Genomic DNA, 15,938 nt, shown 5'->3' with positions numbered 1-15,938 from the left:
GCGGGCGGCTCCCCAGAACAGTCTCAGCCTGGAAGTTGGTCACTAGCTAGACACTACCTAACAGCCACAGGCGATAGGCTGAGAGGCCAGAGATGCTGTCGTGGCTTTCATCTTACCTCTCAGCGGTTTTTGAGATGTTGCGTAATTCTGAATATTCAATCGTGGTTGTATTTCCCATTTTCAGGGCTAACTGTTGCAATACCCGTTGACGATGATTTTCTTCATTATTATCTAAAATCATATCAATGCCCCTAGCTTGAGGGCGAGTGATCAATTGCAGATCAAAAATTCGGCGAAATAAATCCACTCGTTGCTGAGGTAATTTTTGTCCCGAGCCAAAGTTTGCCCGATGTAACTGTACTATCATATTCAGATTTAAGGGATTTCTCGCCAAGGCTAATAGAGTAGAACTTTCCCCGGAATCATCGAGAGCAAATAACTGATTAATTAAATCCTTTGCTTTATTATCGGCAGCTTCTTGTTTAGCTTTTAAACTTCTGCTAACTCTGGTTTCCTGCTCTTGCCAGAAATACCATTTATACACAAAATCCTGAATATTTTCATCGGTAAATTCATTAATAAACACCTTTTGCCGAGGTTTATGCTCAGAGCTAAACGCTTGATAGCCTTTGGGACGAGAAGTTAAAATAAAATAGTTTTGGCGAAAATAATGCCACTGTTTGCCAATCCATTGACTGACTTTTTCGGCATATTCGGGTTTAACTTCATCAAAACCATCAAACATCACTAACATTCGCTGACGGGTTAAATGACTTTTAGCCCAGTTCTGAGGTAAATCTAATTCTTGAGAAATATCTTGTTTAAGATGTCGCTCAATTAAGGTTGGTAAATCCAATCCTTCTGTGGTGGTAATCACTTCCTGCCATCTCCGTAAACGTAAAAAGACAGGAATTAAAAAAGGTGCATTTTGTTTCGGTTGTTTTAGAGCGTAGTTATAGGCTAAATGACGCAATAAAGTCGTTTTTCCTCGGCCACCAGGAGCCAGAATTAACAACCGTAAATCTGTCCTCTTTTTAGCCCGTCGCAATAAATCCCAAATATCATCCCCCGTACCTTTAGACTCTTCTTCTGAGCGCAGTTCTAATTGACTCAGATCCAAATTAATAAAAATTTCTTCCAGTTCTGGAGTAGAAAAACCAAAGATTGCATCTTCAATCCCTTCAATATCATCATAACGACAATCTGAATCCCGTAATTTAATTAAATATTTCCCGTCAGGATTAGCTAATTGCCAACGTATTTTTTCAAGTCCTTTGTCTAGCCAAACAAAAAAGCTTAAAGCTGTACCTTTACCGTGATCTTTACCTATGGTTCTTACCACTTCTAAAAACGCTTTACTCCAGGCTGATCCGTAGGTAAAAAAGCCCGTGAAGATAAAGGTGACTCCCCCGACAATAATTGCGTTAACCGCGTCATGTTGACTAAGCCAAGTTAAGCCGCCTGTAATGCTACCCCCGATAATTGGAAGGGAAGGAGCGGAGGTTCGGAGTTGATGGGCAACAAAAGCAGTGATTTTTCCCGTCCAAACTTGAGCCTGTTCCTTTTCCTGGTCAAAATCTGATTCTTTTTTCTCCTCAGATTCCGATGCTTCCAGCTTTGCGGTTTTATCGTCCATAAACCCCCTTTGATCAACCTCTTCTAATTATATTAGAACTCTATTGAAGATAGATTTTGGGTTCGATCCAGCCTTGATCCCCCCTTGATAAGGGGGGTGCCGATCCCCCCTTAATCCCGCCTTAATAAGGGGGTGCCGATCCCCCCTGCCCCCCTTGATAAGGGGGGTGTTTGACAATTTTTACACCCACCTACTTAGCATCAAAATCTCTGTTTATTTTAATAATAATAAACGCTGGGGAGATAAAGTAACAGTCCAAGGCAAAGCTTGCTCCTTAATTTCTAACCATTTATCCTTATATAACTCTGCTTGGATATGAAAATCGCGGTCGTGGTTGGAGGGTTGATTAAGTTTCAGATAGAGAGTCACCCGATGGGGTCCTTCAATGGCATTAGCTAACCAACAGGGAAAAGTATTAATATTGCTTAAATCTCGACCAAAAATAATTTGATGAGCGCGAATTCCCGTATAGGCTAAATAGTCGGGAATTTCGGGGACTGTGTGTAATTTAACATCCCAATCAATGGCCTCCAATTGTTGGTTATTAATGATAATAGCACGGGAAAAATTCTTACAGCCAGTAATCTTGGCCAAACTAACGCTATCTGGTCGCTCAAAAATTTTCTGTTTAGAATTATTAGCAATAGCCCGCCCTTTTTCCATAACTAATAAATTCTCACATATTCGATAGGCTTCATCCATATTATGGCTAACAAAAATTGTCACGCCATCGTAATTACTTAAAGTTTTGATCATCTGACGTTCTAATTGAGCGCGTAGATGGGTATCAAGGGCAGAAAAAGGCTCATCTAATAATAAAGCTTCCGGACGACTAGCTAAAGCGCGAGCGATGGCGACCCGTTGCTGTTGTCCCCCCGATAATTGATGGGGATAACGGTTTTCCATGCCGGGTAACTGCACTAATTCCAATTGGTTGGCAATCTGCTGTTTAATAACTTTTTTAGATAAGTTTTTCGAGAGACCAAAAGCGATATTTTCTGCTACGGTGAGATGGGGAAAAAGAGCATAATTCTGCACCACAAAACCGATACGACGCTGACGACTGGGGAGATTAATTCCCTTTTCCGAATCGAAGAGAATGCGACCATTTAAGACAATACGACCCCTTGAGGGCGTTTCCACCCCAGCCAGCGATCGCAAAATGAGGCTTTTTCCCGAACCCGAAGCCCCTAATAGTCCTAATGGCTGATTTTGGCAGTTAAAAGTGACCGAGAGGTTAAAACCGGGTAAAGATTTCTCTATATCAACAAATAAGCCTATTTTATCCCTATAATGATTATTTTCAGCTTCTAAAAGGGCAAAATCGCGACCCTCCCAGGGTGGCAGCCAGTCCTCCATCTCGTTAGGTTTGCTTTCTCCCGGTCGTCCTAATTGCTGTTTACGTTGACTTTGCCAGAGATTAACGGCGATAATCCCCGATAGGGAGATTAACATGATAATAAACACCCATATCCAAGCCTCAGTCATCGCTCCTGCTTCCACAGCGAAGAAAATCGCCATCGGGATAGTTTGAGTTTGCCCCGGAATATTACCCGCTAACATCAAAGTCGCCCCAAATTCCCCCAAAGCGCGGGCAAAAGCTAGGGTTAATCCTGCTAATACTCCGGGGAAGGAGAGGGGCAAAAGTAGGCGCCAGAATATTTTCCCTTCCGATGCCCCTAGGGTGCGGGCAACCTGTAAAAGACTGGCATCCACCTGTTCAAAAGCCCCTAGGGTGGTTTTGTACATCAGGGGAAAAGCCACCACCGTCGCGGTGATGATGGCGGCATACCAAGTAAAAACGATGCGAAAATTGAATAAGTCTAATAACTGTCCTAATGGTCCGTTTTTGCCGAATAGAAGCAGTAAAATGAAGCCTACCACCGTCGGGGGCAAGATTAAGGGCGCGACGAAAACTGCCTCGATTAGAGATTTCCATCGTCCGCGATAGCCTAACATCCAATAAGCGGCGGCAATACCGAGAAAAAAGATGATTATCAGGGCAATGGTGGCGGTTTTCAGGGATATCCATAGGGGCGAAAAGTCTGGCATTGTTTATCTGGCTATTCCGAAGCCGAATTTTTCAAAAATGTTTTTAGCGGCTGCCCTGGTGAGATATTGGGCGAAAGTCTTGGCAGCTTGCGGGTTTTTGCTGTCTTTAATCACAGCTATCGGGTAAATAATCGGAGAATGAAGATTATTGGCAGCCGTAGCCACTACTTTTACCCGGTCGGAAATTTTGGCATCGGTGAGGTAAACAAGGCCAGCATCGGCGTTACCAGTTTCTACGGCGGCGAGAACATTACGGACGGAGTTGGCCAAGACCAGTTTTGGTCTTATTTGCTCTAAAATGCCGAGATTTTTCAGAACTTCTTCGCTGTACTGACCGACGGGAACGCTGCGCGGTTCACCCACGGCAATTCTTTTGACATTACTGTTAGTCAGGGAACGAAAATCGCTAATTTTTAGGGTGTAATTCTTGGGAACGATTAAAACTAGGCGATTAGTGAGCAGGTTTCTTCTGGTAGTTGTATCGATTAAACCAGCTTTTGCTAAAGCGTCCATTTGCTTAGTCGCGGCCGAGAGGAAAACATCGGCCGGCGCACCCTGTTCGATTTGCCGTTGCAAAGCTCCCGACGCACCGAAGTTATAGTTAACTTTAATGTTGCCATGGGCTTTTTCAAACCCCGGCTTGATTTCTTCTAGGGCCTCTTTGAGACTAGCGGCGGCAGAAACTAGAATTGTCTGGGTTTGTGCAGTGGTGATAGTAGACGAAAAAAGGTTTATGCTGGGAGATAATAAGCAACTAAGGGCAATTGAGCCGATAAAAGCCAGAAAATATCGTCTTTTCATCAAGATTGACAGCAAGCGATCGATATTTATACATCTATCACAACCAATCCACCGCCCGAAATCTGTATCTAGGGTTTGCGGCAAAAAGTTTTTCTTGGGGAAGTGGGGAAGTGGGGAATGGGGAAGTGGGGAGATGGGGGAGTGGGGAAGTGGGGGTGTGGGGAGAAAAAAGCTGACTCCTGACTCGGAGAATACTGTCTCGGAGAATACTGTCTCGGAGAATACTGACCCCTGAATCCTAGAACTTAGGGAATCCTGTGAATTTTGAGGAAATTAGTGCCTTTAGTTTTCTGCATGGGAATTCCCGCCATAATCAGGATTTTATCGCCCGATTGCGCTAGATTTTTCTGAAGCAGAATTGATTCCGTTTGCTTTAACACATCCTCAAAGACGGACACCTGATGATCAAGAAGAATCGGGATCACACCCCAGACTAGATTGAGACGGTGATAGACTCGTTTATTGGGAGTCATGGCAATGACGGGAACCGAGGGACGTTCCTTAGAAGCCAGTAGCGAAGTGTAGCCAGAGGTGGTAAAAGTGACAATATAACGGAGATCAAGGGTTTGATCGATCGCCACTAAAGCCTCACTGAGAGCGTGAGTTTCATCGGACTGATTGGGGGGAGCATTATCAAACTTCACATCCGCTTCCACATCATGGGCGATTTTGGCCAACATAGCCACAGCTTTGACGGGAAAATCTCCCACTGCTGATTCCCCCGATAACATCACCGCATCGGTTCCATCGATAATCGCATTAGCCACATCACTAGCCTCGGCCCGAGTCGGTCGGGGATTGTGAATCATGCTTTCTAACATCTGGGTGGCAGTAATGACGGGAATAGTTTTCATGTTGCAGAGTTTGATAATGCGTTTTTGCAACATGGGGACTTTTTCGGGACTTAATTCTACCCCCAAATCGCCCCGGGCCACCATAATTCCGTCACATTCCTCGACAATTGACTCTAAATTTTCGATCGCTTGCGGTTTTTCAATTTTAGCCATCACTGGCATATCCGCATGATTTCTCTCGGCTAAAAATGCCTTAATCGCCTTGATATCTTCTCCTTTACGAACAAAACTGAGGGAAACCCAATCAACCCCCTGAGAAAGACCAAATTCTAGGTCTTGTTTGTCTTTTTCGGTCATAGAAGGTAAGCGCAAATTGAGACGGGGTAGATTGACTCCCTTGCGACTCTTGAGAATTCCTCCCTCCAACACTTGACATTTTAGGTCTTTTCCGTTAATTTCAACGATTTTTAGCTCTAATAAGCCATCATCAAGGAGAATTTGCTCACCTAACTTGGCTTCCTCGGCCAGATAGGGATAATCGATCGAAACGGTGTTCGCTTCTCCCCGATACTCATCCATGGGGACAAGGGTGAGATAATCGCCGTCGTTGATGGTAATGGAACCATTGGGGAGATTACCAACGCGAATTTTCGGCCCTTGTAAATCTTGCAGGAGAGTGATAGGATTGTCTAATTCTTGAGAAATTTGCCGTAAAAGGGTAACAACTCTCGCATGATCTTCGTAGCTACCGTGGGAAAAGTTTAGCCGTGCTACATTCATCCCCGCACCGATCATCTGCTTGAGGACTTCTGGCGAATTACTCGCAGGGCCGATCGTGGCTACGATCTTAGTTCTATGGGTAATAATTGACATGGAACCCTTACTAATCAATCTTGGGACGATTACATGATATTCACTTTAGGTTAACTAACAGTGAAGTGGAAAACAAATTAAGCTTTTCCACAGACTTGCAATCGCTCCGAGTCCTCTCCTTAGCCGTCAGGAGTCAGCCATCAGCGGCAACCGTTGATATCTTTAAGGTAGGATAAACTAATAACCATCTCCGCTCGTTTAGATTTCGTTATGACCAACACATTAGACGATAAAGCCATAGTCAAGGACTATTTTAACGCCACAGGATTCGATCGCTGGCGCCGGATTTATGGGGATGGCGAAGTTAACAAAGTACAAAAAGATATTCGCATCGGTCATCAACAGACGATCGATACCGTTATCGGTTGGTTAGAAAGTGATGACAATTTGCCCAATCTCTCGATCTGTGATGCCGGTTGTGGAGTCGGTAGTCTTAGTATTCCCCTCGCTCAAGCGGGCGCAACTATTTTCGCCAGTGATATTTCTGAGAAAATGGTGACAGAAGCCAAGGAAAGAGCAGCCAAAGAGTTAGCAGATACCAGTAAACTCACCTTTGCCGTTCAAGATTTAGAAGCATTAACCGGCCAATATCACACGGTCATCTGTCTTGATGTTCTCATTCACTATCCCACAGAAGAAGCATTAGGAATGATTAAACACCTGGGATCCCTAGCTCAATCCCGTTTAATCCTCAGTTTTGCCCCTAAAACCTGTTTATTAACCATTCTCAAGAAAATTGGTCAATTTTTCCCCGGTCCGAGTAAAACCACTCGCGCCTATCAACACAAGGAAAAAACTATTGTCGCCGCTCTCAACGAAAATGGCTTTAAAATTGAACGGACGAGTATGACTAGCACTCGTTTCTATTTTTCCCGTATCCTCGAAGCTGTCCGCAGTGAATAAATAATGGCAGTCACCACCAGCAAATTAATCGAGTGGAAACAGCAAAAACGCCCGATTGTCACCCTCACAGCTTGGGATTATCCGATCGCTCGACTGCTCGATCGGGCAGGAATTGATATTATCTTGGTAGGTGATTCCTTAGCTATGACCGCTTTGGGCTATCCTACCACTTTACCGATCACCCTAGAGGCGATGATTCACCACGCAGCGGCCGTGTCTCGTGGGGTAAAACAAGCTTTAGTTGTCTGTGATTTGCCTTTTCTCAGCTATCAGGAAAGTGTCAGTCAGGCAATTCACTCCGCCGGAAGGATGTTAAAGGAAGCGGGAGTGCAAGGGGTAAAATTAGAGGGAGGTTATGCCGCTATGATCGAGACGATTAGCCGTTTAACCGAGATAGGCATCCCTGTTATGGGTCATATCGGATTAACTCCCCAGTCAGTCCATCGGTTAGGATACCGTCAGCAGGGAAAAACTCCATCGGATGCACAAAGATTAATCGAGGAAGCTTTAGCCTTGGAGAAAGCGGGAGTATTTGCCCTGGTTTTGGAACATATTCCCGCCAATTTAGCCGCTACTATTACCGATAAATTGACTATCCCGACGATTGGTATCGGTGCGGGGGAAGATTGTGATGGTCAGGTGTTAGTAACGGCGGATATCCTAGGATTAACCGAAAAAGCTCCCCCTTTTGCCAAAGTTTATGCTAATTTAAGCGAAACCATTACAAAAGCAGTGGTGGAATTTGCCAAGGATGTGAGGGGAAATGAATAGCGGCGAAAAAGCTACCTTTGGGGCCGGCTGTTTTTGGAAAACCGAGGACGCATTTCGGCGTTTACCAGGGGTTTTAGCGACTTCTGTGGGTTATATGGGGGGAAATTTCCCCAATCCTAGTTATCTCGATGTGTTATCGCGAATTACCGGTCATGCGGAAGTGGCACAAATTGCCTATAATCCCCAAGAGATAAGCTACGAGGCGTTATTAGCCGTTTTTTGGTCAATCCATGATCCGACTCAGTTAAATCGCCAAGGACCGGACCGGGGAGAACAATATCGATCAATTATTTTTTATCACACCCCGGAACAAAAGTTAATCGCCACTGCTTCCAAGCGTCAACTACAACTATCGGGAAAGTTTCAGCAAGATATCGTTACTTTGATCGAACCCGCAGGAGATTATTATCTGGCCGATCAGTCCCATCAACAGTATTTGGAGAAAAAACAGGCTCGATCGGTCGCGGATTTCCAGAAGAAAATATAAATACAGGTTCGGGGTATAATGTAAAGTTGCTTTCGCAGGAGATCAGGAAAAATGCCCGAGGCGGTCGGAGTCATTCAAACACTGGGTTTTCCCCCCGTTTTAGCGGCGGCGGATGCCATGGTTAAAGGGGGACGAGTCACCCTAGTTTATTTCGATCTAGCGGAAAGGGGCGAATTTTTAGTGGCGATTCGCGGTCCGATTTCCGAGGTTAAACCGGCAGTAGAGGCAGGATTAGCGGCGGCGATGACCGCTTTTGGTGGTAATGTGGTCAGTCATTACATCGTACCGAATCCTCCAGAAAATGTACTGGCAGTTTTACCAGTGCAGCATACGCCTAAGTCAGACCGTTTTCGCAGTTAATTTCCCTAGCGATTGGCCCCAAACTAGACTATAGTTAAAGACTGGAAAATAGATTGGATTCTATCAATTAAACTTATCTGATTTTTGTTATTAGGAGTTAATTTATGACAGCCCAACCCGCGGTGGGATCGATCGAGACAAAAGGTTTCCCCGGTATTCTAGCGGCCGCCGATGCGATGGTAAAAGCAGGACGGATCACGATTGTTGGTTATTTAAGGGCAGGAAGCGCCCGTTTTACCCTCAATATTCGTGGGGATGTACAGGAGGTAAAAACCGCTATGGCTGCCGGCATTGAAGCCGTCAATAAAACCGAGGGGGCAGCTTTAGAAACCTGGGTAATTATTCCCCGTCCTCACGATAACGTGGTGGCTATTTTACCGATCGATTATAGCGAGGCAGTGGAACCTTTTCGCGCCGCCGCCGACGGTGCGATCGCTCCGATTCGTCGTTAATATTCAAGGTCAATTTTTTGTGATCGGTTGGAACTTGTCTAGTTCCAACTTAGTTTTTGATTCAGTAAGTACCTAAGCAAAATTAATTACACATCTAAGCCACTACTCCGTCAGACTTCTGGTGTGAGGAAACAGTGAACTGAAAACTCAAATCCGATCCCTAATAGCTGTCTCCCGTCTCCCCTCTCCCGTCTCGGAGTCTCCTGTCTCGGAGTCTCCTGTCTCGGAGTCTCGACTAGGAAATTAATTTTGCACGACTACTTAATAATAACGGTAACTTGTGTACCATCGGGCAATTGCTCATCTGGAGTTAACTCGATTTTACCGTTTTTAACGATTCCATTTAAGGTTTTCATGAGAACTCTTGCAAATTAATTATATGTTACAATGACTGGTTAACTAATTTTCCCCAAAAAATTAGTTAACCATTACATTTGTACTAAGCAAAAACTTGAAGTTTAACTTTTAACTCAAAACTCTTTAGATAGGGTTGGCTGAATAAATCTAAAAACCTTGTTGGGTAAGACTTTTAGACTTTTTGTCAATCAAAAAGTACCGGATATGGGAGTGATATGATAACCTCTTTTACCTGAAAAAAAATCTTTCTGTTTCTTTTGGGGGCGTTCAATGGGAGTTTCCGTTACATCCATTACCGTTACGACCGGTATCTCTGCTGGATTGAGTAAAGCTTTTAGCTTTTTTTCCTTTTAAACGGAATTTTCCCGATTGTAAAAGCATTTTTTCCGTCTTATTTACAATCCGACATATAGTTGATTATGATAGTTGACCGCTTGTAGCAATGTGAAAATATCTTCTATATTCTCGCCAACATTATACCATAAAAAAATTATGCAAGAGGTCTTTTGTAGAAATATCGACAATCAGGAATTATCAGGGACTCTTAAATTATTACCGCTCTATGAACAACCGCAGGTGTGCATCGTAGATTGACAAAAATGAGATGCACCCAATGCTCGAACTTGTCTAACTCGATGCCAGACGGGAAAATAAGCACAAATTTAACTATAATCATTACAATATAAATATCAACGACCACGATAAAAAACTCTTATGCGGGTAACTCTAAAATCGGCCTTGAGTGACAGTCATATCGATGCTAATCAAAGCAGCAGTCAACGTCAACTAATGCTATCGATCGCCGCCACCAGTGAACAGATCAACACAAATTTACCGATTAATCTTTGTTTAGTTCTCGATCATAGCGGTTCTATGCAGGGAAAACCCCTAGAAACGGTCAAAAAAGCGGCCTTCAGTTTAATAGAATCCCTCGGGGTTAACGATCGTCTCTCGGTAATAGCTTTCGATCATCGCGCTAAAGTTATTCTTCCCTCCCAATCGCGACAGGATGATCTGACCTTAATTCGCTCAAAAATTCAACAATTACAAGCGGGAGGAGGCACGGCGATTGATGAAGGGATAAAATTAGGCATTCAAGAAAGTTCTACCAGCAGCAAAGGTTATGTATCTCATATTTTTCTGCTTACCGATGGTGAAAATGAACACGGAAATAATCAACGCTGTTTAAAATTAGCCGCAGTAGCAGCTGAGTACGGTATCACCTTAAATACCTTCGGTTTTGGCGATCATTGGAATCAAGATATCCTAGAAAAAATTGCCGATATCGCCGGCGGAAGTTTATCCTATATCGAAAGACCTGAACAGGCTTTAATTGAATTTACCCGTCTATTTAACCGTCTGCAATCTGTGCGGTTAACTAACGCTTTCCTGCAATTAGAATTAGATGCTCGGACTCATTTAGCCGACTTAAAACCCATTGCCCAAGTTGCCCCAGAAACTATAGAAATGAGCCTACAAAAAGAGGGCAATTTTTACATCACCCGTTTGGGTGATTTAATGATAGATGAAGAAAAAATTCTCCTCCTCAATCTCTATATTGACCAAATTCCCCCCGGTACTCACACCATAGCTAAGGTGAAGATTCGCTACGATGATCCCGCTTCCGGTCAAAAAGGGCTAGAAACTGCGACTGTTAGCCTTAATATCGCCTCCCAAGCTATCTATCAATCCCAATTAAACGATCAAGTTCAGAAATCGATTCTGACTTTAGCCAAATATCGTCAAACCCAAATCGCTGAAGAAAAATTAAAACAGGGCGATCGAGCAGCCGCCGCCACCATGCTACAAACCGCCGCCAAAACCGCCTTACAATTGGGAGAAAAAAACGCCGCCACTGTCCTCCAAACTAATGCCACCCGTTTACAGGTGGGAGAAGAATTGAGCGAGGGAGATTTAAAGAAAACCCGCATTATTGCTAAAACAAGACTACAAACCGATGGAGAGACAGGAAAATGATTAAAATTCGCCCCTTGCCCCTAGGAATTTTTCTGGTGACAATGTTCGCTCTTCCCCCTGTTATTTTACCCCCCTTAGTCAACGCTATTCCCATCGAACAAATACCGAAACTAAATCCGCACGGGGGATTATGGGTCAGCGATCGAGCTAATCTTTTAAGTCGGGCGGCTGTTACGCAAATTTCCGGTGACATAGCCAAATTAGAGGTAGAAACCGGCGCAGAAATTGCTGTTGTCACCGTCCCCAATACCTTACCCTATCCTACCCCCAAAGCCTACGCCACAGCCCTATTTAATCGTTGGAAAATCGGCAAAAAATCCCTAGATAACGGGGTTTTAATCCTCGTTTCCCTCAAGGATAGACGGATAGAAATCGAGACCGGTTATGGAGTCCAAAGATTTTTACCCGATGCTCAGGTCAAGGATATTATCTACACCTACATGATTCCCAGCTTCAAAACGGGAAACTACGAAGAGGGTATTCGAGCGGGTGTAACAGTTGTGAGCGGGTTTCTCCGTAGTGCTTATGGGTTGCGGCAAACTGAATTTAAGCCTCAAATCGCAATTTCCATTCTTCATCTTGTTTTGGCTATCCTGATGGTGGGGGTGTCTTTTCCCTTGATGTTAATTCTATATTTTGTTTATTTTCGTTGTGCCGTTGGTGGCAATGGTCGAGGTGGCCGCAGTGGTGGTAGCAGCGGCAATAGCGACTATTGCGGTTATGATGGTTATGGTGGTGGTGGTTATGATGGTGGTGGTTTCGGCGGCGGCAGTAGCGGTGGGGGTGGCGGCGGCGGTGATTGGTAGAGTTGACACTCCCTCCCATGAGCGCTTCGGGGAGTGTCAATAGAGGCTTTGGCTACCAGTTCCGTTCTGTTAAACTTACTCAAATCTACTCATGAGCAAATTTGACGTTAACTTCCTGCTTCACTGTAGTAGTGTCGGCACTATCTACTCTACAAGCTGACACGGTGGAACTCACCGCCAAAGAAGCTAGATTTAGACTAGCGTTCAAGTCTCGACCGCAAACTACATGGCATTGCTCACACTCAAAAACTCTTTCAGTTAAAGATAGAGACTCTTTTTTGTACCCACAATTGGAACAGGTTTTACTGCTAGGAAACCACCTATCGGCTATGATTAATTCCGAACCATACAACTGAGTTTTATAATCAAGTTGTCTTCGGAACTCGTAAAAACCCATATCCTGAACGGCTTTAGCTAATTTGTGATTAGCCATCATCCCAGACACATTTAAATCCTCAATTACTATCTGGCCGTGGTTCTTGGCTAAATAAGTGGTGAGTTTATGTAACGTATCTTTACGGATATTAGCTATTTTAAAATGAAGTTTAGCTATTTGCCGTTGGGCTTTGTTCCAATTATTTGAACCTTTTACCTTATGTCGGTTCAAGTATTGAAGTCTGGCTAATTGTTTTTCGTATTTACGATAACTTTTAGAGCCTTCAAACGTTTCACCTGTCGATAAAGTAGCCAAAGATTTAATTCCTAGATCACAACCAACTACATCATAAGTTTTATTGGTTGTTTGCTGTTCAACTTCCATCTTAAAACTAATAAACCACCTATTAGCTTTTTTACTAATAGTAACAGATTTTGGCTGGTATCCATCAGGTAGCCGCTCGTAAGTTTTTAACCAACCAATCACAGGAACTTTTATCTTTTGATGGGCAATTTTAATGCTCCCATCTAAAGTGAAACTATCCTGTTTACCTTTCTTCTTGAAATTTGGTGGTTTAGCTATCTTCTTGAAGCATCTTTTCCAAGCATCAGATAAAGCTCTTAACGCCCATTGGGGGGCGCATTTAGACACTTGGTAATACCAATCATGCTCTGATTTTACCAATGCTACCAACCATTGATGAAGGTCAATAGCCGTAGGAAACTTGATTTTTTCATCAGGGTTAGCTTGATTATGGTCTAAAATTTGCTTGGTTAAAGCCAAACCCCAATTCCAAGCATGACGTGCGGTTCCTGCGTGTTGGGCTAATAATGAGCGTTGTTGATTATTTAGTTTTAACTCAGTCTTGAATCCTAGCAGCAACGTCTCTTAACTCCTCTACGATTTTTCTATTTTTATGGTTTCTAGAGCCATACAATCTAGCGGAAAATACCGTAATGATTTCTAAGACATCTGGCGCTAAATCCTCCTCAAATGTACTGTCTTCAGTTCGATTGATAATGACAACTTCAGTTCCGAATTGCTCACACAGACTAAAGATTAGTTCACTACCAAATCTAAGTAATCTATCCTTATGAGTTAAGACCAATCTCTCTACTTTACTATCAACAATCAACCGAATTAATCGCTTTAATCCTTTTTTGTTGTAGTTAAGTCCTGAACCTAAGTCGTCTATAATTTCAACTTGCCAACCGTTTTGAGCGCAAAACAGTTCGACAACTTCTTTTTGACGTTCTAAATCTTTCTTTTGGTCATGACTAGAAACACAACAATAGCCAACAGTATAGGAAAGATTCTCTTTTACTCCAAGCAACTGAGAAATTGTATAACGACGATGCCCATTAGCAGTCCGTTCTGGAATTAGTTTACCTTCAGACTCCCAACGCCTTAACGTCGATACGCTTACACCTTTCAATTTAGCGGCTTCCGATATGGTTAACTTACTCATAAAGCTATTATAGCATAAGTCATGAGTAATTTTGGATAGTATTAGTTAGGTTTTTGGTTTCTGTGATTAACCCTTGCCGTTATCTCCTCAAACAACAGTATTAACTCGCCGTCGGCGATCGAGCCATTGTTGTAAAATAATCGCCGCCGCTTCCCGATCGATCGCTCCCTTATCCCAAGAGGAAAACTGTTTTTTGGCTTTTAAGAATTCTTCCGCCTCTAGGGACGTGCAACGCTCATCAATGTATTCGAGGGGCAAATCTAAAGCGATCGCTAGTTTCTGGGCGTATTTTTGCACCTGTTGGGCCTGAAATCCTAACTCCCCGGCCATGGTATAGGGCAGTCCCGCTACCAAAATCTTAATATTTCTTTCCTTGACAATTGCATCAAACTGTGCTACGTCGGCAACAAAGGAAGAACGGATAATCGTGGTTAAACCAGTGGCGATTAAACCTGTACCGTCACATCCTGCCACTCCTACCCGTTTTTTGCCGATATCTAAGCCGAGGGCGGCGACTCTTTCCATCACACTGGATGCCCCTGATCGGGGGGGTCCGAGGGCGGTTTGACTGGGGGAAGTTCCCCCGGACTGTCGAGGGGGTCGAGGGGGGGATTATTAGGCCATTTTAACCAAGACATCCGACTAGGGATGGGAGTTCGCGGCACCGGTTGTAAACCCTGCAGCATTTCTGCCAGGGCGGAATTTTCTGGCTTAGTTTCGCGGATTTTGTGCCATACCGAGCGCGACATCATCAGGGTGTGGGAACTGCGGATCGCTCCCAATTGTTCCAGATATTCCCGTCTTTCGTGCTGATAATCAGCAGATATCAACTCTAGCGAGCGAGCGGGATACTTGCGAGTGATCTGGGCCATCTGGATTAATAACTTAGGATAGAGCCAAGTGTAGGCGGGATGGACAATTAATTTCGCTTGATGGGGTCGCTCATCCCGATTAGATAGAATTAATTCAAAATAACCGATCGCCGCTTTTCGTTGCGGTTCAAAAACGTAACCGCGACTAATTTGCGGACTGCCGCACCAACTTTGACAGCGACCGAGCAAACTATCAACTAAACTGATTTTAAAATCCTGGATATGGCGATCAAATACCTGACGCAGTAGCGGCGGCATAGACACACAATCTAACTGATAAAGCAATTGAGCGTCAGCATTGCTCACGGGCAGTAAATTCGGTAAATCTGGCTCTTGTTTCGCCAATTCCTGTAATAATTGCGGCGGTAAAGACCAATAGGTTAATTCCGCCAAAGGCTGAAAACCGTGTTGCCGGAAAAGTGCCAAACTGTCCTTTTGATTGATATTAACCTCTAACACCCAGGTGCGCGCTTCCCAAACCGTTTCTAGACAATAACGCAGTAATTGCGCCCCGATGCCCTTGGGTTCGCTTAAAGACTCCGCCGGATGCACCCGCACCTGTTCCACCCGCCAAGTGCTGCGACTACTATTAAAAGGGGTGACTTGGATAGCCCCGCGAATTTTCCCTTCTTCTCCCCGATTGGCCATGGCCTCAGCCACATAGACATGAAAACGGTGTTGGAGAGGATTAGGAAAAAAACTGAGAATTTTAAATAACCCAAACCAAGGCCGCACCTGTTGCACCTGCGTGCGGAAATTTTGGGCGCGACGATCAATATCCTCATCGAAGTCATCCAGGGTTAAAGCTTCAATGTCTTCCAAATCCCGATATTGTACGGGACGGATCTGGCGATCGCTAAAATCGTCCCCTTGGGGAACAGGAGAAGTGGTCATGGCTCTGGGGTAAATATCGTCTATGCACCTATCTTACCGTAGAATCTAGAGGCACTTCC

Annotated in this window: 15 protein-coding genes and 1 pseudogene; 7 read left to right on the top strand and 9 right to left on the bottom strand. The window is 44.0% G+C overall.

Features of this window, described 5'->3' with window-relative positions; translation table 11 throughout:
- Positions 1-112 precede the first annotated feature (112 nt).
- The 4 genes from IM456_RS15650 to pyk form a co-directional block, all read right to left on the bottom strand.
- Positions 113-1,636, bottom strand: coding sequence for an NACHT domain-containing protein (locus IM456_RS15650; RefSeq protein WP_287692603.1), 1,524 nt, complete (start codon positions 1,634-1,636; stop codon positions 113-115).
- Between the two features lie 213 nt (positions 1,637-1,849).
- Positions 1,850-3,688 carry a molybdate ABC transporter permease subunit gene (gene modB / locus IM456_RS15645; RefSeq protein WP_287692602.1) on the bottom strand — a complete coding sequence of 613 codons (1,839 nt, stop codon included), beginning with the start codon at positions 3,686-3,688 and terminating at the stop codon, positions 1,850-1,852.
- Positions 3,689-3,691: 3 nt separating this feature from the next.
- Positions 3,692-4,489 (bottom strand): molybdate ABC transporter substrate-binding protein, encoded by a 798-nt coding sequence (modA, locus tag IM456_RS15640; protein ID WP_149987335.1) that lies wholly within the window; start codon positions 4,487-4,489, stop codon positions 3,692-3,694.
- 245 nt (positions 4,490-4,734) lie between these two features.
- Positions 4,735-6,156, bottom strand: coding sequence for a pyruvate kinase (gene pyk, locus IM456_RS15635; protein ID WP_149987318.1), 1,422 nt, complete (start codon positions 6,154-6,156; stop codon positions 4,735-4,737).
- A 210-nt stretch (positions 6,157-6,366) separates the two neighbouring features.
- Here pyk and bchM point away from each other — a divergent pair, with 210 nt between their 5' ends.
- The 5 genes from bchM to IM456_RS15610 all read left to right on the top strand — a co-directional run bounded on the left by bchM (position 6,367) and on the right by IM456_RS15610 (position 9,129).
- Positions 6,367-7,059 (top strand): magnesium protoporphyrin IX methyltransferase, encoded by a 693-nt coding sequence (gene bchM, locus IM456_RS15630; RefSeq protein WP_002758172.1) that lies wholly within the window; start codon positions 6,367-6,369, stop codon positions 7,057-7,059.
- 3 nt (positions 7,060-7,062) lie between these two features.
- Complete coding sequence (gene panB / locus IM456_RS15625) at positions 7,063-7,830, top strand: 3-methyl-2-oxobutanoate hydroxymethyltransferase (protein ID WP_287692600.1); 768 nt, start codon at positions 7,063-7,065, stop codon at positions 7,828-7,830.
- Positions 7,823-8,317: a peptide-methionine (S)-S-oxide reductase MsrA gene (msrA, locus tag IM456_RS15620; protein WP_149987320.1), complete on the top strand. Its 495-nt coding sequence runs from the start codon at positions 7,823-7,825 to the stop codon at positions 8,315-8,317. The genes panB and msrA overlap by 8 nt, the downstream gene beginning before the upstream one ends.
- Before the next feature lie 51 nt (positions 8,318-8,368).
- The gene (locus IM456_RS15615; protein ID WP_002732196.1) at positions 8,369-8,677 is read left to right on the top strand and encodes a carbon dioxide-concentrating mechanism protein CcmK; all 309 of its coding nucleotides are present in this window, start codon (positions 8,369-8,371) and stop codon (positions 8,675-8,677) included.
- Positions 8,678-8,781: 104 nt separating this feature from the next.
- Entirely contained in the window at positions 8,782-9,129 is a 348-nt protein-coding gene (locus tag IM456_RS15610; protein ID WP_008200430.1) for a carbon dioxide-concentrating mechanism protein CcmK, read from the top strand.
- A gap of 572 nt (positions 9,130-9,701) precedes the next feature.
- Here the strand turns inward: IM456_RS15610 and IM456_RS15605 are convergent.
- Positions 9,702-9,957 (bottom strand): annotated as a pseudogene (locus IM456_RS15605) (helix-turn-helix domain-containing protein); the annotation flags it as partial.
- Positions 9,958-10,200: 243 nt separating this feature from the next.
- Between IM456_RS15605 and IM456_RS15600 the strand changes: the two are divergent.
- Together IM456_RS15600 and IM456_RS15595 are read left to right on the top strand one after the other, a co-directional pair.
- On the top strand, positions 10,201-11,463 hold the full coding sequence (locus IM456_RS15600) for a vWA domain-containing protein (protein ID WP_287692595.1): 1,263 nt from the start codon (positions 10,201-10,203) through the stop codon (positions 11,461-11,463).
- Positions 11,460-12,269, top strand: a complete 810-nt coding sequence (locus IM456_RS15595; protein ID WP_287692592.1) for a TPM domain-containing protein — start codon at positions 11,460-11,462, stop codon at positions 12,267-12,269. The genes IM456_RS15600 and IM456_RS15595 overlap by 4 nt, the downstream gene beginning before the upstream one ends.
- Before the next feature lie 85 nt (positions 12,270-12,354).
- On the opposite strand, the gene IM456_RS15590 is transcribed toward IM456_RS15595, so the two are convergent.
- The 4 genes from IM456_RS15590 to IM456_RS15575 form a co-directional block, all read right to left on the bottom strand.
- On the bottom strand, positions 12,355-13,527 hold the full coding sequence (locus IM456_RS15590) for an RNA-guided endonuclease InsQ/TnpB family protein (protein WP_079205890.1): 1,173 nt from the start codon (positions 13,525-13,527) through the stop codon (positions 12,355-12,357).
- Entirely contained in the window at positions 13,505-14,113 is a 609-nt protein-coding gene (locus tag IM456_RS15585; RefSeq protein ID WP_149987323.1) for an IS607 family transposase, read from the bottom strand. Before IM456_RS15585 ends, IM456_RS15590 begins: the two co-directional genes overlap by 23 nt.
- A gap of 87 nt (positions 14,114-14,200) precedes the next feature.
- Positions 14,201-14,638 carry a Holliday junction resolvase RuvX gene (gene ruvX, locus IM456_RS15580; protein WP_149987336.1) on the bottom strand — a complete coding sequence of 146 codons (438 nt, stop codon included), beginning with the start codon at positions 14,636-14,638 and terminating at the stop codon, positions 14,201-14,203.
- Positions 14,638-15,879 carry a GNAT family N-acetyltransferase gene (locus tag IM456_RS15575; RefSeq protein WP_149987324.1) on the bottom strand — a complete coding sequence of 414 codons (1,242 nt, stop codon included), beginning with the start codon at positions 15,877-15,879 and terminating at the stop codon, positions 14,638-14,640. Before IM456_RS15575 ends, ruvX begins: the two co-directional genes overlap by 1 nt.
- Between the last annotated feature and the right edge of the window lie 59 nt (positions 15,880-15,938).

This window comes from Microcystis sp. M079S1 (genome assembly GCF_020246425.1).
Lineage (GTDB): Bacteria > Cyanobacteriota > Cyanobacteriia > Cyanobacteriales > Microcystaceae > Microcystis > Microcystis aeruginosa.
The sequence above is the reverse complement of the archived record's forward strand: the minus strand, read 5'-3'. Positions and strand labels throughout refer to the sequence as shown.

What these genes read in the sequence shown, in the direction of transcription:
- msrA (WP_149987320.1), top strand. Translation starts at nt 7,823, where the DNA reads ATGAATAGCGGCGAAAAAGCTACCTTTGGGGCCGGCTGTTTTTGGAAA.
- IM456_RS15600 (WP_287692595.1), top strand. Translation starts at nt 10,201, where the DNA reads ATGCGGGTAACTCTAAAATCGGCCTTGAGTGACAGTCATATCGATGCT.
- modA (WP_149987335.1), bottom strand. Translation starts at nt 4,489, where the DNA reads ATGAAAAGACGATATTTTCTGGCTTTTATCGGCTCAATTGCCCTTAGT.
- bchM (WP_002758172.1), top strand. Translation starts at nt 6,367, where the DNA reads ATGACCAACACATTAGACGATAAAGCCATAGTCAAGGACTATTTTAAC.
- IM456_RS15585 (WP_149987323.1), bottom strand. Translation starts at nt 14,113, where the DNA reads ATGAGTAAGTTAACCATATCGGAAGCCGCTAAATTGAAAGGTGTAAGC.
- IM456_RS15610 (WP_008200430.1), top strand. Translation starts at nt 8,782, where the DNA reads ATGACAGCCCAACCCGCGGTGGGATCGATCGAGACAAAAGGTTTCCCC.
- IM456_RS15595 (WP_287692592.1), top strand. Translation starts at nt 11,460, where the DNA reads ATGATTAAAATTCGCCCCTTGCCCCTAGGAATTTTTCTGGTGACAATG.
- modB (WP_287692602.1), bottom strand. Translation starts at nt 3,688, where the DNA reads ATGCCAGACTTTTCGCCCCTATGGATATCCCTGAAAACCGCCACCATT.
- pyk (WP_149987318.1), bottom strand. Translation starts at nt 6,156, where the DNA reads ATGTCAATTATTACCCATAGAACTAAGATCGTAGCCACGATCGGCCCT.
- ruvX (WP_149987336.1), bottom strand. Translation starts at nt 14,638, where the DNA reads ATGGAAAGAGTCGCCGCCCTCGGCTTAGATATCGGCAAAAAACGGGTA.
- IM456_RS15615 (WP_002732196.1), top strand. Translation starts at nt 8,369, where the DNA reads ATGCCCGAGGCGGTCGGAGTCATTCAAACACTGGGTTTTCCCCCCGTT.
- panB (WP_287692600.1), top strand. Translation starts at nt 7,063, where the DNA reads ATGGCAGTCACCACCAGCAAATTAATCGAGTGGAAACAGCAAAAACGC.
- IM456_RS15575 (WP_149987324.1), bottom strand. Translation starts at nt 15,879, where the DNA reads ATGACCACTTCTCCTGTTCCCCAAGGGGACGATTTTAGCGATCGCCAG.
- IM456_RS15650 (WP_287692603.1), bottom strand. Translation starts at nt 1,636, where the DNA reads ATGGACGATAAAACCGCAAAGCTGGAAGCATCGGAATCTGAGGAGAAA.